The 16956-nt window shown below is 44.3% G+C and carries 4 protein-coding genes, 5 rRNA genes, 1 pseudogene and 1 riboswitch; all 10 genes and pseudogenes read right to left on the minus strand.

Features of this window, described 5'->3' with window-relative positions; all coding sequences use genetic code 11:
• Positions 1-9 precede the first annotated feature (9 nt).
• Positions 10-2931: ribosomal RNA gene (locus tag MHH45_RS14970) — 23S ribosomal RNA — on the minus strand.
• A gap of 145 nt (positions 2932-3076) precedes the next feature.
• A 16S ribosomal RNA gene (locus MHH45_RS14975) occupies positions 3077-4628 on the minus strand.
• Between the two features lie 432 nt (positions 4629-5060).
• A pseudogene (locus tag MHH45_RS14980) lies at positions 5061-5532 on the minus strand (alpha/beta hydrolase).
• A 705-nt stretch (positions 5533-6237) separates the two neighbouring features.
• Positions 6238-6353: ribosomal RNA gene (gene rrf, locus MHH45_RS14985) — 5S ribosomal RNA — on the minus strand.
• A gap of 49 nt (positions 6354-6402) precedes the next feature.
• Positions 6403-9324, minus strand: a 23S ribosomal RNA gene (locus MHH45_RS14990).
• A gap of 145 nt (positions 9325-9469) precedes the next feature.
• Positions 9470-11021, minus strand: a 16S ribosomal RNA gene (locus tag MHH45_RS14995).
• The 16S, 23S and 5S rRNA genes sit together here, the layout of an rRNA operon.
• Before the next feature lie 291 nt (positions 11022-11312).
• The gene (locus MHH45_RS15000) at positions 11313-12800 is read right to left on the minus strand and encodes a sensor histidine kinase (protein ID WP_016117051.1); all 1488 of its coding nucleotides are present in this window, start codon (positions 12798-12800) and stop codon (positions 11313-11315) included.
• A gap of 25 nt (positions 12801-12825) precedes the next feature.
• Positions 12826-13527 carry a response regulator transcription factor gene (locus tag MHH45_RS15005; RefSeq protein WP_016117050.1) on the minus strand — a complete coding sequence of 234 codons (702 nt, stop codon included), beginning with the start codon at positions 13525-13527 and terminating at the stop codon, positions 12826-12828.
• A 141-nt stretch (positions 13528-13668) separates the two neighbouring features.
• On the minus strand, positions 13669-14994 hold the full coding sequence (locus MHH45_RS15010; protein ID WP_088094655.1) for an NCS2 family permease: 1326 nt from the start codon (positions 14992-14994) through the stop codon (positions 13669-13671).
• Positions 14995-15122: 128 nt separating this feature from the next.
• Positions 15123-15225, minus strand: a riboswitch (purine riboswitch).
• 162 nt (positions 15226-15387) lie between these two features.
• On the minus strand, positions 15388-16926 hold the full coding sequence (guaA, locus tag MHH45_RS15015) for a glutamine-hydrolyzing GMP synthase (RefSeq protein ID WP_139350085.1): 1539 nt from the start codon (positions 16924-16926) through the stop codon (positions 15388-15390).
• Between the last annotated feature and the right edge of the window lie 30 nt (positions 16927-16956).

A 16956-nucleotide genomic window follows, 5' to 3' on the forward strand; every position in this document is an offset into this window, starting at 1 on the left:
TCATATTATATGGTTAAGTCCTCGATCTATTAGTATTCGTCAGCTCCACATGTCACCATGCTTCCACCTCGAACCTATCAACCTGATCATCTTTCAGGGATCTTACTAGCTTACGCTATGGGAAATCTCATCTTGAGGGGGGCTTCATGCTTAGATGCTTTCAGCACTTATCCCTTCCGCACATAGCTACCCAGCTATGCCCTTGGCAGAACAACTGGTACACCAGCGGTGCGTCCATCCCGGTCCTCTCGTACTAAGGACAGCTCCTCTCAAATTTCCTACGCCCACGACGGATAGGGACCGAACTGTCTCACGACGTTCTGAACCCAGCTCGCGTACCGCTTTAATGGGCGAACAGCCCAACCCTTGGGACCGACTACAGCCCCAGGATGCGATGAGCCGACATCGAGGTGCCAAACCTCCCCGTCGATGTGGACTCTTGGGGGAGATAAGCCTGTTATCCCCGGGGTAGCTTTTATCCGTTGAGCGATGGCCCTTCCATGCGGAACCACCGGATCACTAAGCCCGACTTTCGTCCCTGCTCGACTTGTAGGTCTCGCAGTCAAGCTCCCTTATGCCTTTGCACTCTACGAATGATTTCCAACCATTCTGAGGGAACCTTTGGGCGCCTCCGTTACACTTTAGGAGGCGACCGCCCCAGTCAAACTGCCCACCTGACACTGTCTCCCGGGTCGATAAGACCCGTAGGTTAGAATTTCAATACAGTCAGGGCGGTATCCCACCAGCGCCTCCACCGAAGCTAGCGCTCCGGTTTCAAAGGCTCCCGCCTATCCTGTACAAACTGTACCAAAATTCAATATCAGGCTACAGTAAAGCTCCACGGGGTCTTTCCGTCCTGTCGCGGGTAACCTGCATCTTCACAGGTACTATAATTTCACCGAGTCTCTGGTTGAGACAGTGCCCAAATCGTTACACCTTTCGTGCGGGTCGGAACTTACCCGACAAGGAATTTCGCTACCTTAGGACCGTTATAGTTACGGCCGCCGTTTACTGGGGCTTCAGTTCAGAGCTTCGCTTACGCTAACCCCTCTCCTTAACCTTCCAGCACCGGGCAGGTGTCAGCCCCTATACTTCGCCTTACGGCTTCGCAGAGACCTGTGTTTTTGCTAAACAGTCGCTTGGGCCTATTCACTGCGGCTTTCCGTTAAGAAAGCACCCCTTCTCCCGAAGTTACGGGGTCATTTTGCCGAGTTCCTTAACCAGAGTTCTCTCGCACACCTTAGGATTCTCTCCTCGCCTACCTGTGTCGGTTTGCGGTACAGGCACCTTTTATCTCGCTAGAAGCTTTTCTTGGCAGCGGGGAATCAAAGACTTCGCTCCATAAGGAGCTTCCCCATCACAGCTCAGCCTTCACGATAAGCGGATTTGCCTACTTATCAGCCTAACTGCTTGGACGTGCACAACCAATCGCACGCTTCTTCTATCCTTCTGCGTCCCTCCATTGCTCAAACGATAAAGAGGTGGTACAGGAATATCAACCTGTTGTCCATCGCCTACGCCTGTCGGCCTCGGCTTAGGTCCTGACTAACCCTGAGCGGACGAGCCTTCCTCAGGAAACCTTAGGCATTCGGTGGACGGGATTCTCACCCGTCTTTCGCTACTCATACCGGCATTCTCACTTCTAAGCGCTCCACCAGTCCTTACGGTCTGACTTCACTGCCCTTAGAACGCTCCCCTACCACTGATACCATAGGTATCAATTCGCAGCTTCGGTGGTGTATTTAGCCCCGGTACATTTTCGGCGCAGAGTCACTCGACTAGTGAGCTATTACGCACTCTTTAAATGGTGGCTGCTTCTAAGCCAACATCCTAGTTGTCTAAGCAACTCCACATCCTTTTCCACTTAATACACACTTTGGGACCTTAGCTGGCGATCTGGGCTGTTTCCCTCTTGACTACGGATCTTATCACTCGCAGTCTGACTCCTAAGGATAAGTCATTGGCATTCGGAGTTTGACTGAATTCGGTAATCCGATGAGGACCCCTAGTTCAATCAGTGCTCTACCTCCAAGACTCTTACACTTAAGGCTAGCCCTAAAGCTATTTCGGGGAGAACCAGCTATCTCCAGGTTCGATTGGAATTTCTCCGCTACCCACACCTCATCCCCGCACTTTTCAACGTGCGTGGGTTCGGGCCTCCATTCAGTGTTACCTGAACTTCACCCTGGACATGGGTAGATCACCTGGTTTCGGGTCTACGACCACGTACTAAACGCCCTATTCAGACTCGCTTTCGCTACGGCTCCGCCTCTTCAGCTTAACCTCGCACGGGATCGTAACTCGCCGGTTCATTCTACAAAAGGCACGCCATCACCCATTAACGGGCTCTGACTATTTGTAGGCACACGGTTTCAGGATCTCTTTCACTCCCCTTCCGGGGTGCTTTTCACCTTTCCCTCACGGTACTGGTTCACTATCGATCACTAGGTAGTATTTAGCCTTGGGAGATGGTCCTCCCAGATTCCGACGGAATTTCACGTGTTCCGCCGTACTCAGGATACATTCAAGAGAGAACGAAGTTTCGACTACGGGGTTGTTACCCTCTGTGACGAGCCTTTCCAGGCTGCTTCGTCTACCTCGTTCCTTTGTAACTCCGTATAGAATGTCCTACAACCCCAAGAGGCAAGCCTCTTGGTTTGGGCTAGATTCCGTTTCGCTCGCCGCTACTCAGGAAATCGCATTTGCTTTCTCTTCCTCCAGGTACTTAGATGTTTCAGTTCCCTGGGTCTGTCTTCCATACCCTATGTATTCAGGTAAGGATACCATACCATTACGTATGGTGGGTTTCCCCATTCGGAAATCTTCGGATCAAAGCTTACTTACAGCTCCCCGAAGCATATCGGCGTTAGTCCCGTCCTTCATCGACTCCTAGTGTCAAGGCATCCACCGTGCGCCCTTTCTAACTTAACCAAACTAAAATTAAAAAATATGAGCTACACTGTTATCTAGTTTTCAAAGAACATACATTTATTTCTGAGAGATAGTTCTCTCAAAACTGAACAAAACGAAACACGGAAACTTATATTGATGAACAGCGTTCATCAATTCTCCATAGAAAGGAGGTGATCCAGCCGCACCTTCCGATACGGCTACCTTGTTACGACTTCACCCCAATCATCTGTCCCACCTTAGGCGGCTGGCTCCAAAAAGGTTACCCCACCGACTTCGGGTGTTACAAACTCTCGTGGTGTGACGGGCGGTGTGTACAAGGCCCGGGAACGTATTCACCGCGGCATGCTGATCCGCGATTACTAGCGATTCCAGCTTCATGTAGGCGAGTTGCAGCCTACAATCCGAACTGAGAACGGTTTTATGAGATTAGCTCCACCTCGCGGTCTTGCAGCTCTTTGTACCGTCCATTGTAGCACGTGTGTAGCCCAGGTCATAAGGGGCATGATGATTTGACGTCATCCCCACCTTCCTCCGGTTTGTCACCGGCAGTCACCTTAGAGTGCCCAACTTAATGATGGCAACTAAGATCAAGGGTTGCGCTCGTTGCGGGACTTAACCCAACATCTCACGACACGAGCTGACGACAACCATGCACCACCTGTCACTCTGCCCCCGAAGGGGAAGCCCTATCTCTAGGGTTGTCAGAGGATGTCAAGACCTGGTAAGGTTCTTCGCGTTGCTTCGAATTAAACCACATGCTCCACCGCTTGTGCGGGCCCCCGTCAATTCCTTTGAGTTTCAGCCTTGCGGCCGTACTCCCCAGGCGGAGTGCTTAATGCGTTAACTTCAGCACTAAAGGGCGGAAACCCTCTAACACTTAGCACTCATCGTTTACGGCGTGGACTACCAGGGTATCTAATCCTGTTTGCTCCCCACGCTTTCGCGCCTCAGTGTCAGTTACAGACCAGAAAGTCGCCTTCGCCACTGGTGTTCCTCCATATCTCTACGCATTTCACCGCTACACATGGAATTCCACTTTCCTCTTCTGCACTCAAGTCTCCCAGTTTCCAATGACCCTCCACGGTTGAGCCGTGGGCTTTCACATCAGACTTAAGAAACCACCTGCGCGCGCTTTACGCCCAATAATTCCGGATAACGCTTGCCACCTACGTATTACCGCGGCTGCTGGCACGTAGTTAGCCGTGGCTTTCTGGTTAGGTACCGTCAAGGTGCCAGCTTATTCAACTAGCACTTGTTCTTCCCTAACAACAGAGTTTTACGACCCGAAAGCCTTCATCACTCACGCGGCGTTGCTCCGTCAGACTTTCGTCCATTGCGGAAGATTCCCTACTGCTGCCTCCCGTAGGAGTCTGGGCCGTGTCTCAGTCCCAGTGTGGCCGATCACCCTCTCAGGTCGGCTACGCATCGTTGCCTTGGTGAGCCGTTACCTCACCAACTAGCTAATGCGACGCGGGTCCATCCATAAGTGACAGCCGAAGCCGCCTTTGAATTTCGCACCATGCGGTGCAAAATGTTATCCGGTATTAGCCCCGGTTTCCCGGAGTTATCCCAGTCTTATGGGCAGGTTACCCACGTGTTACTCACCCGTCCGCCGCTAACTTCATAAGAGCAAGCTCTTAATCCATTCGCTCGACTTGCATGTATTAGGCACGCCGCCAGCGTTCATCCTGAGCCAGGATCAAACTCTCCAATAAAGTTAGTTTGTCTAGCATCTAAAATAAAAATTGACGTTTCACGTTGTTTGTTTCGTTCAGTTTTCAAAGAACTTGTTTGCCGCTCATTTGCGACTCCCTTATGTTAACACTTTCATGTTTCAATGTCAACTAAGTTTTTTATTTCGTTTGTCGCATTCTGCGTTGTTGCATCGGCGACTTCTAATATATTACACACTTATCATTATAAAAGCAATACCTTTTTAAAATAAAATTCAAATTTCCCATTAAATATAGAAGATAAGGCTTTAATCCGTTAGCTTTCTTTATCCTCACTTAAATTTAACCATCACTTATCCACGCATAACATTTAGATAGGAAGGCTCCCTATTTAAGCTACAATCAATGTATCCCCTATATATAAAGAAAGAATCTTTCACTTTTAATAGCGAAAGATTCTTTCTTTATATATACTTATGCTGGAATATACTTTCCAATAAATCCCCATACCGTATTCCAATATTTCTCCGAATCTATTTTTTCAGCTTCTCCATGACCTGCACCTGGCACAATCAATTTCTCTTTTTCCACCTTTGTAGCATTATACACTTCATCCAACATTTCAAAAGGAACAAATGTATCCGCATCTCCATGGATAAACAACATCGGAGTTTTACTTTTTGCAACTTGCTTGACGGCCGATCCCTCATTCAAGTCATAACCAGCACGGAGTTTTGTAATTGTATTCGCCGCATTCATAACAGGGAATTTTGGTAAATGAGTTACCCGATACAGTTACGGTTTTCTTTAAATGAGGGTTTCCCTCTAAAAATTCTTTTTCTTGTTTCGTATTTAGCGCATAGTTATAAAAGTAGTTCCCAACTAGCATATACGCAATAACTAGGAGGAGTAAAACTACTATTGTAACAATACTTATTTTCTTCATTCTATGAATCCTTTCTCTACGATGTATATTTTAAAAATACCTTATATTACATTATATCGAATTCGAATATAACGCCCTCATATTTCATCAAGATTTTTACTAATCTAGAATAGTAAGTCTCCTTAAAATTTACAATCGAGAAAAAGAAGCGAATAACAAAGAAAAAACTATTCATAGTAATGCGCAAGTAACAAACTTTCCTTAACAAAATATTCATAGTGAATATTTTGTTAAGGAAAGCAATATTATGTTTTAATCGTCCTATTATATAACTATAACGAAAGAACATAACTAGTTCGACTTCTTTCTTTTCTAATGAATCCATATGCCCATTCGCTATAGTTTCCTAATATTGAATCTATTATAGATACAATATTAGGAAACTTTGAAATCCAAATACTACAGATTATTTTTAATGAATTTGAATTATAACGGAAAACATTTGAACCTTATACCCTAGAAAAATCTATTTATTGCACTCTACCAGACGATCTATTAGATATCTATAAAAATCTTAAAGAAGACATCTTATTATATGGGAAAAACGAATTCAACAAAGCTACTTAGCATTGGAAATTTCTTTTAGAGGCTCAATAAGGTTCACATGCTGTGCGATGTGCACATTACATTTCGAAAAATTTTATTAAAGATCTTCAATAAGCTATAAACACAAAAAAGACGAGTCATTCTGACTCGTCTAAAGTTGCTTGGCGACGTCCTACTCTCACAGGGACAAGGTCCCAACTACCATCGGCGCTAGAGAGCTTAACTTCCGTGTTCGGTATGGGAACGGGTGTGACCTCTCTGCCATCATCACCAAACTATGAAGGCATATTCCTTCAAAACTAGATAACATTTGCTTCATATTATATGGTTAAGTCCTCGATCTATTAGTATTCGTCAGCTCCACATGTCACCATGCTTCCACCTCGAACCTATCAACCTGATCATCTTTCAGGGATCTTACTAGCTTACGCTATGGGAAATCTCATCTTGAGGGGGGCTTCATGCTTAGATGCTTTCAGCACTTATCCCTTCCGCACATAGCTACCCAGCTATGCCCTTGGCAGAACAACTGGTACACCAGCGGTGCGTCCATCCCGGTCCTCTCGTACTAAGGACAGCTCCTCTCAAATTTCCTACGCCCACGACGGATAGGGACCGAACTGTCTCACGACGTTCTGAACCCAGCTCGCGTACCGCTTTAATGGGCGAACAGCCCAACCCTTGGGACCGACTACAGCCCCAGGATGCGATGAGCCGACATCGAGGTGCCAAACCTCCCCGTCGATGTGGACTCTTGGGGGAGATAAGCCTGTTATCCCCGGGGTAGCTTTTATCCGTTGAGCGATGGCCCTTCCATGCGGAACCACCGGATCACTAAGCCCGACTTTCGTCCCTGCTCGACTTGTAGGTCTCGCAGTCAAGCTCCCTTATGCCTTTGCACTCTACGAATGATTTCCAACCATTCTGAGGGAACCTTTGGGCGCCTCCGTTACACTTTAGGAGGCGACCGCCCCAGTCAAACTGCCCACCTGACACTGTCTCCCGGGTCGATAAGACCCGTAGGTTAGAATTTCAATACAGTCAGGGCGGTATCCCACCAGCGCCTCCACCGAAGCTAGCGCTCCGGTTTCAAAGGCTCCCGCCTATCCTGTACAAACTGTACCAAAATTCAATATCAGGCTACAGTAAAGCTCCACGGGGTCTTTCCGTCCTGTCGCGGGTAACCTGCATCTTCACAGGTACTATAATTTCACCGAGTCTCTGGTTGAGACAGTGCCCAAATCGTTACACCTTTCGTGCGGGTCGGAACTTACCCGACAAGGAATTTCGCTACCTTAGGACCGTTATAGTTACGGCCGCCGTTTACTGGGGCTTCAGTTCAGAGCTTCGCTTACGCTAACCCCTCTCCTTAACCTTCCAGCACCGGGCAGGTGTCAGCCCCTATACTTCGCCTTACGGCTTCGCAGAGACCTGTGTTTTTGCTAAACAGTCGCTTGGGCCTATTCACTGCGGCTTTCCGTTAAGAAAGCACCCCTTCTCCCGAAGTTACGGGGTCATTTTGCCGAGTTCCTTAACCAGAGTTCTCTCGCACACCTTAGGATTCTCTCCTCGCCTACCTGTGTCGGTTTGCGGTACAGGCACCTTTTATCTCGCTAGAAGCTTTTCTTGGCAGCGGGGAATCAAAGACTTCGCTCCATAAGGAGCTTCCCCATCACAGCTCAGCCTTCACGATAAGCGGATTTGCCTACTTATCAGCCTAACTGCTTGGACGTGCACAACCAATCGCACGCTTCTTCTATCCTTCTGCGTCCCTCCATTGCTCAAACGATAAAGAGGTGGTACAGGAATATCAACCTGTTGTCCATCGCCTACGCCTGTCGGCCTCGGCTTAGGTCCTGACTAACCCTGAGCGGACGAGCCTTCCTCAGGAAACCTTAGGCATTCGGTGGACGGGATTCTCACCCGTCTTTCGCTACTCATACCGGCATTCTCACTTCTAAGCGCTCCACCAGTCCTTACGGTCTGACTTCACTGCCCTTAGAACGCTCCCCTACCACTGATACCATAGGTATCAATTCGCAGCTTCGGTGGTGTATTTAGCCCCGGTACATTTTCGGCGCAGAGTCACTCGACTAGTGAGCTATTACGCACTCTTTAAATGGTGGCTGCTTCTAAGCCAACATCCTAGTTGTCTAAGCAACTCCACATCCTTTTCCACTTAATACACACTTTGGGACCTTAGCTGGCGATCTGGGCTGTTTCCCTCTTGACTACGGATCTTATCACTCGCAGTCTGACTCCTAAGGATAAGTCATTGGCATTCGGAGTTTGACTGAATTCGGTAATCCGATGAGGACCCCTAGTTCAATCAGTGCTCTACCTCCAAGACTCTTACACTTAAGGCTAGCCCTAAAGCTATTTCGGGGAGAACCAGCTATCTCCAGGTTCGATTGGAATTTCTCCGCTACCCACACCTCATCCCCGCACTTTTCAACGTGCGTGGGTTCGGGCCTCCATTCAGTGTTACCTGAACTTCACCCTGGACATGGGTAGATCACCTGGTTTCGGGTCTACGACCACGTACTAAACGCCCTATTCAGACTCGCTTTCGCTACGGCTCCGCCTCTTCAGCTTAACCTCGCACGGGATCGTAACTCGCCGGTTCATTCTACAAAAGGCACGCCATCACCCATTAACGGGCTCTGACTATTTGTAGGCACACGGTTTCAGGATCTCTTTCACTCCCCTTCCGGGGTGCTTTTCACCTTTCCCTCACGGTACTGGTTCACTATCGATCACTAGGTAGTATTTAGCCTTGGGAGATGGTCCTCCCAGATTCCGACGGAATTTCACGTGTTCCGCCGTACTCAGGATACATTCAAGAGAGAACGAAGTTTCGACTACGGGGTTGTTACCCTCTGTGACGAGCCTTTCCAGGCTGCTTCGTCTACCTCGTTCCTTTGTAACTCCGTATAGAATGTCCTACAACCCCAAGAGGCAAGCCTCTTGGTTTGGGCTAGATTCCGTTTCGCTCGCCGCTACTCAGGAAATCGCATTTGCTTTCTCTTCCTCCAGGTACTTAGATGTTTCAGTTCCCTGGGTCTGTCTTCCATACCCTATGTATTCAGGTAAGGATACCATACCATTACGTATGGTGGGTTTCCCCATTCGGAAATCTTCGGATCAAAGCTTACTTACAGCTCCCCGAAGCATATCGGCGTTAGTCCCGTCCTTCATCGACTCCTAGTGTCAAGGCATCCACCGTGCGCCCTTTCTAACTTAACCAAACTAAAATTAAAAAATATGAGCTACACTGTTATCTAGTTTTCAAAGAACATACATTTATTTCTGAGAGATAGTTCTCTCAAAACTGAACAAAACGAAACACGGAAACTTATATTGATGAACAGCGTTCATCAATTCTCCATAGAAAGGAGGTGATCCAGCCGCACCTTCCGATACGGCTACCTTGTTACGACTTCACCCCAATCATCTGTCCCACCTTAGGCGGCTGGCTCCAAAAAGGTTACCCCACCGACTTCGGGTGTTACAAACTCTCGTGGTGTGACGGGCGGTGTGTACAAGGCCCGGGAACGTATTCACCGCGGCATGCTGATCCGCGATTACTAGCGATTCCAGCTTCATGTAGGCGAGTTGCAGCCTACAATCCGAACTGAGAACGGTTTTATGAGATTAGCTCCACCTCGCGGTCTTGCAGCTCTTTGTACCGTCCATTGTAGCACGTGTGTAGCCCAGGTCATAAGGGGCATGATGATTTGACGTCATCCCCACCTTCCTCCGGTTTGTCACCGGCAGTCACCTTAGAGTGCCCAACTTAATGATGGCAACTAAGATCAAGGGTTGCGCTCGTTGCGGGACTTAACCCAACATCTCACGACACGAGCTGACGACAACCATGCACCACCTGTCACTCTGCCCCCGAAGGGGAAGCCCTATCTCTAGGGTTGTCAGAGGATGTCAAGACCTGGTAAGGTTCTTCGCGTTGCTTCGAATTAAACCACATGCTCCACCGCTTGTGCGGGCCCCCGTCAATTCCTTTGAGTTTCAGCCTTGCGGCCGTACTCCCCAGGCGGAGTGCTTAATGCGTTAACTTCAGCACTAAAGGGCGGAAACCCTCTAACACTTAGCACTCATCGTTTACGGCGTGGACTACCAGGGTATCTAATCCTGTTTGCTCCCCACGCTTTCGCGCCTCAGTGTCAGTTACAGACCAGAAAGTCGCCTTCGCCACTGGTGTTCCTCCATATCTCTACGCATTTCACCGCTACACATGGAATTCCACTTTCCTCTTCTGCACTCAAGTCTCCCAGTTTCCAATGACCCTCCACGGTTGAGCCGTGGGCTTTCACATCAGACTTAAGAAACCACCTGCGCGCGCTTTACGCCCAATAATTCCGGATAACGCTTGCCACCTACGTATTACCGCGGCTGCTGGCACGTAGTTAGCCGTGGCTTTCTGGTTAGGTACCGTCAAGGTGCCAGCTTATTCAACTAGCACTTGTTCTTCCCTAACAACAGAGTTTTACGACCCGAAAGCCTTCATCACTCACGCGGCGTTGCTCCGTCAGACTTTCGTCCATTGCGGAAGATTCCCTACTGCTGCCTCCCGTAGGAGTCTGGGCCGTGTCTCAGTCCCAGTGTGGCCGATCACCCTCTCAGGTCGGCTACGCATCGTTGCCTTGGTGAGCCGTTACCTCACCAACTAGCTAATGCGACGCGGGTCCATCCATAAGTGACAGCCGAAGCCGCCTTTGAATTTCGCACCATGCGGTGCAAAATGTTATCCGGTATTAGCCCCGGTTTCCCGGAGTTATCCCAGTCTTATGGGCAGGTTACCCACGTGTTACTCACCCGTCCGCCGCTAACTTCATAAGAGCAAGCTCTTAATCCATTCGCTCGACTTGCATGTATTAGGCACGCCGCCAGCGTTCATCCTGAGCCAGGATCAAACTCTCCAATAAAGTTAGTTTGTCTAGCATCTAAAATAAAAATTGACGTTTCACGTTGTTTGTTTCGTTCAGTTTTCAAAGAACTTGTTTGCCGCTCATTTGCGACTCCCTTATGTTAACACTTTCATGTTTCAATGTCAACTAAGTTTTTTATTTCGTTTGTCGCGTTCTGCGTTGTTGCTATCGGCGACTCGTATAATACTACACTTCATTTATATAAACGTCAATATGTTTTTCTAAAAAAATATAAGGAAGGCTTATTCCTTATAAACAAGCCTTCCTCTTCCATAACTCTCTCTTTATTTACTTTTCTTCTATAATTGGTAGTGAAACGATAAACTGAATAATTCCATCCTCATATTCTGCTCGAATTTCTCCCCCTTGTAATTCAACAATACTTTTAGCGATTGCTAATCCGAGTCCCGATCCTTCCGTTACTCTACTTCTAGATTGATCTTTCTTATAGAAGCGTTCAAACAAGTTCCCTAACTCTTCCTTTGTAAACTCTTCACTATGGTTCGCAACCGTAATTTGTATATTCCGGCGTTGTCTTTGAAGGGAAACCTTAATCTCTCCATCATCTTTACTATATTTAATAGCATTCATTAATAGATTCTCAAATACACGGACCATCTTCTCTGAATCAATCGCAGCATACACACGTTCTTTAGGAAACTGCTTCACGAGTATAAGTCCTTCTTCTTCAGCCTGTGGTACTAGCTCTTCTATTAATTGCTCCAGAAGTTCGGTTATACACACTTCTTGCTTTTCTAATACCATCTTTTCATTTGTTAACTTTGTATACTCAAATAAATCTTCTATTAAATTCTTTAACTGCTCAGATTTCGAGAAAGCAATTCTCACATATTCATTGTGCTGTTCTTTACTTTCATATTTTGAATCCTGTAATAAACGCAAATAACCCATAATAGATGTAAGTGGCGTTCGCAAGTCATGAGATACATTTGTAATCAATTCATTCTTTTGCTTCTCTATTTTTCTTTCTTTTTCTATGTTGGAAAATAATTCTTTTGCCATCTGATTCATATTCACAGCTAACAAACTTAATTCATCTTGCCCCTTCTGCGGAATTCTATATTGCAGGTTACCTTTTGCGATTTCTTTTACACCTTCCGCCATCGCCTCAACTTGCCTCATCTTTCTTTTAGTTATATAAAAGAAAGAAAATAAAAAAATAACAAAGCCAATCAAAAATGGAAACGGCCCATCATTCTGTACTACTCTAATATCCCCTTGCGGTATACCGCTTGCGATCATATACATATTTTTCTCTTGAATTGTTAAAGGATAAAAAGTCGTAAATTCTTTACGCTCTCTTTCGATTTCATTATCTATTACATTTTTTTGATATTCATATTGAGAGCGATTTATTTTGAAACTCATTATATTACGAATAGTACTATGAAGATTAACTTGTTCTTCCTGAGCATCTTTTGTCTTATATATAACTTTTCCATTCTCATCTACAATCAACACTTTTAATTCACCTTGATACTCCGGACGTTCAAAAACTTCTTGGACGTTAACATCAGCACCTTCTCTTGTAATAACCTCGGCAAGTCTTTCAGCAGTTGCATCAATTCTTCGCATACCAGATGAATAATCAATTACAGAGTATGTATTTATTCCTTGAAAAAACGGAGATGATGTCCACACTCCTATTACACCCAACAAAATACAGAAAGCAAACGTAGTTATCAGTTGTACACGTAAACTCTTTTGTACTCCCCTTATTACTTTATATATTATTTTTTTTAAAGTTCGATTCATCCAACCAATCGGCCTAAATATGTTTTTAATTATCTTTCTCAATCTTATATCCCACTCCCCATACTGTTTTTATATATATTGGCTTTCTCGGATTCTCTTCTGTCTTCTCACGTATTTTTCGAATATGCACCATGACGGTATTATCAGATTGGAAAGATCGTTCATTCCAAACCTTTTCATAAATTTGTTCTGCACTAAAGACCATCTCTGGATTACGAGCTAATAACTCCAAAATCGAAAATTCCCTCGGAGTTAGTTTCACTTCTTCATTTTCTACAACAACTTTGTGGGTTGAGACGTTTATTTTCATATTCCCGATTTCAATTTCATTTTCATTTTGGACAACAAATCCATTCATTTTCATATATCGGCGAAGCTGCGATTTTATTCTCGCTATCAGTTCTAACGGATTGAAAGGTTTCGTTACATAATCGTCCGCTCCTGTTGTTAGCCCTAAAATTTTATCCATATCTTGCGTTTTCGCAGACAACATAATAATTGGCATCTCTTTCGCTTCTCTTATTTTCATACACATATGGATACCATCAATTTTCGGCATCATAATATCCAATACAACTAAATGCACTTCATTTTTCTCTAATATATATAAACCCTCTGCTCCATCCTCTGCCTGTAGCACCTTATATCCTTCATTCTTTAAATAAATCGTAATTAAATCCCGAATTTCTTTTTCATCATCTACAACAAGTATTGTTTCGTGTCCCACAATATCTCCCCCATAGCTTTTTCATTCCTTAACTTCTATTATAAGAAAACTTCTGAAGAAAAACGGAACGAAATCCTTAAGATTTTCTGAAGACGCAAAAAAGGTCTAGACTCCCCTTAGTCTAGACCTTTCAAAACCCCTTTATTTACGAACGTAGATGAAATATAGTACGAATAAAACTCCCATTACATACATAATTGGATGAATTTCTTTACGACGACCACTTACAACCATTGTAATTGGATAGAAGATAAATCCAATTGCTATTCCTGTTGCAATACTATACGTAAGTGGCATAGAAATAATCGTAAAGAATGCTGGTACTGCAATCTCGAATTTCTTCCAATCAATTTCTCCTAGACACGAAACCATCAAAATCCCTACAATAATTAAAGCCGGTGCCGTTACAGAAGCTGTCACAACACTTAATAATGGTGAAAAGAAAAGTGCTAACAAGAAAAACCCTGCTGTTACAACTGCTGTAAATCCTGAACGCCCTCCTGCTGCTACCCCTGCAGACGATTCAATGTAAGACGTTGTCGTAGATGTCCCAAGAATCGCACCAATTACAGTTGCAATTGCATCTGCAAATAATGCTTTTCCCGCACGTGGTAATTTATTGTTCTTCATTAACCCAGCTTGATTCGCAACTGCTACAAGTGTACCCGCTGTATCAAAGAAATCAATGAAGAAGAACGTTATAATAACAATTCCCATTTGAACAGTGAAGATATCTCCGAAGTGCTGGAATGCCACGCCGAACGTAGGTTCTAAACTAGGAATTGCACCAACGACAGCTTTGGGTGTATCAATTAATCCTGTTGCTACTCCAAGGATTGCTGTAAGAATCATCCCGTAGAAAACAGCACCGTTTATTTTTTTAATCATTAGAATGATTGTAATCACTACACCGAAAATCGCAAGTAATGTTGTGCCCTTTGTTAAATCCCCCAATCCAACAAGAACCGCATCATTCTTCACAATAATTCCTGCATTTTGAAAACCAAGAAAGGCGATAAACAAACCAATTCCTGCTGCTACTGCAAACTTCAACTCTAATGGAATGGCATTAATAATTTTTTCGCGAATACCAGAAGCAGTAAGAATAATAAAGATAATACCTGACATTAAAGTTCCAGCAATCGCTGTTTGCCACGGAATTCCCATCGTTAACACCGCTGTATAAGCAAAGAATGCATTGATTCCCATTCCTGGCGCTAAGGCAATTGGATATTTTGCGAAAATCCCCATAATCAGTGACCCAATTGCAGCCGCTAAAGCAGTGGCAACAAAGACCGCTCCTGGATCCATTCCTGTTCCTGCTGGTAACCCTTTAATGTTTCCCAGTGACAGTGTAGCAGGATTGACAAATAATACATAAGCCATAGATAAAAATGTCGTTAACCCTGCAATGAACTCTGTTTTATAATTTGTACCGAGCTCATCGAACTGAAAATAACGTTTCATTCTACGTTTCCCCCGTTATATGATTACTCGTCGTAACCCTCCCTAGCCCTCTTTTATCTATAAAAATAAAAAAGGCTTCCATTGCATATACATGGAAGCGTTCTGTAAATAAAGGCAGATTTCCCCTTACCTTTATAAAAACGCCTCGTAGTCAAGCCATTTACGGTAGCTAGGTAGAAACTTTCGGGCCATATCCCCGATATTATACGACGGCTGTAATATTCATTTTTTCGTATCAATTACATACTCATATTAACTCACATATAGGTGTATGTCAATTTAAAAACGAACATTTTTATGTTATTTTTATTTTTTGTTCGTATAAACAACAAAAAAAGACCCATCTATGCATAAAATCATAGATGGGTCTTCTTTTAAACCAATAAACCTATTCTATTCCCACTCAATTGTTGCTGGTGGCTTACTCGTTACATCATACACGATACGGTTAACGTGCTTTACTTCGTTTACGATACGTACAGAGATTTTCTCTAATACATCCCAAGGGATACGTGCCCAATCTGCTGTCATACCATCGATTGATGTTACTGCACGGATACCTACTGTGTAATCGTAAGTACGCTCGTCACCCATAACACCTACGCTACGCATGCCAGGAAGTGCAGTGAAGTATTGCCAAATTTCACGATCTAAGCCAGCTTTTTGGATTTCCTCACGTAAAATTGCATCGGATTCACGAACGATTTCTAATTTTTCTTCTGTGATTTCGCCTAATACACGGATACCAAGTCCTGGACCCGGGAACGGTTGACGCCATACGATTTCATCAGGAATCCCTAATTCTGATCCTAATACACGGACTTCATCTTTAAATAGAGTGTTTAAAGGCTCAATTAATTTGAACTGCATATCTTCTGGAAGTCCACCAACGTTATGGTGAGATTTAATTGTTTGTGCAGTTGCTGTACCACTTTCAACAATATCTGTGTACAGTGTACCTTGTGCTAAGAAGTCCATTCCTTCTAATCTAGAAGCTTCATCATCAAATACGTAAATAAATTCATTACCAATGATTTTGCGTTTTTGTTCTGGATCTTCTACACCTTTTAACTTGTTCATGAAGCGTTCTTTTGCATCCACTTTAATAACGTTCATGTGGAAGCCTTCGCTAAATGTTTTCATAACACCTTCCGCTTCATCTTTACGAAGTAAACCATGGTCAACGAAAATACATGTTAATTGGTCACCGATTGCTTTATGGATTAATACTGCTACAACAGAAGAGTCTACACCGCCACTAAGTGCGCATAGTACTTTTTTATCGCCAACAGTTTCACGGATTTTTTCTAATTCTACTTCAATAAAGTTCTCCATGTTCCAACCTTCAGAACAGCCACATACGCCGAATACGAAGTTTTTGATTAAATCATTACCGTGCTCAGAATGACGTACTTCTGGATGGAATTGCACACCGTATAAGTTTTTTGCTTCATTGCTCATACCAGCAATTGGACAAGACTCACTTGTTGCATCTACTACGAATCCTTCTGGTAAACCAGTTACTAAGTCACCATGACTCATCCATACAACTTGCTCTTCTGGAAGGTTCGCATATAATTTTGATTTGTTCTCTACTTTAAGAACTGCTTTTCCGTACTCACGATGGTTTGCACGTTCTACTTTTCCACCAAAGTGTTTTGTCATAAGCTGCATACCGTAGCAAATACCGAAAATCGGTAATCCTAATTCAAAGATTTTTTCATCACAGTGGAATGCATTTTCACCATATACACTATTCGGTCCACCAGAGAAAATAATCCCTTTTGGATTCATTGCTTTAATTTCTTCTGCAGTAATTGTATGTGGATGAAGTTCACTGTATACACCGAACTCACGAATTCGACGTGCAATTAACTGATTGTACTGACTCCCAAAATCTAAAACGATAATTGTATCGTGCTGTTTTTTCAAAATAATCACCCCAACGTTAGTTCTGTATAT

This window comes from Bacillus sp. FSL K6-0042 (genome assembly GCF_038006685.1).
Classification (GTDB): domain Bacteria; phylum Bacillota; class Bacilli; order Bacillales; family Bacillaceae_G; genus Bacillus_A; species Bacillus_A pseudomycoides.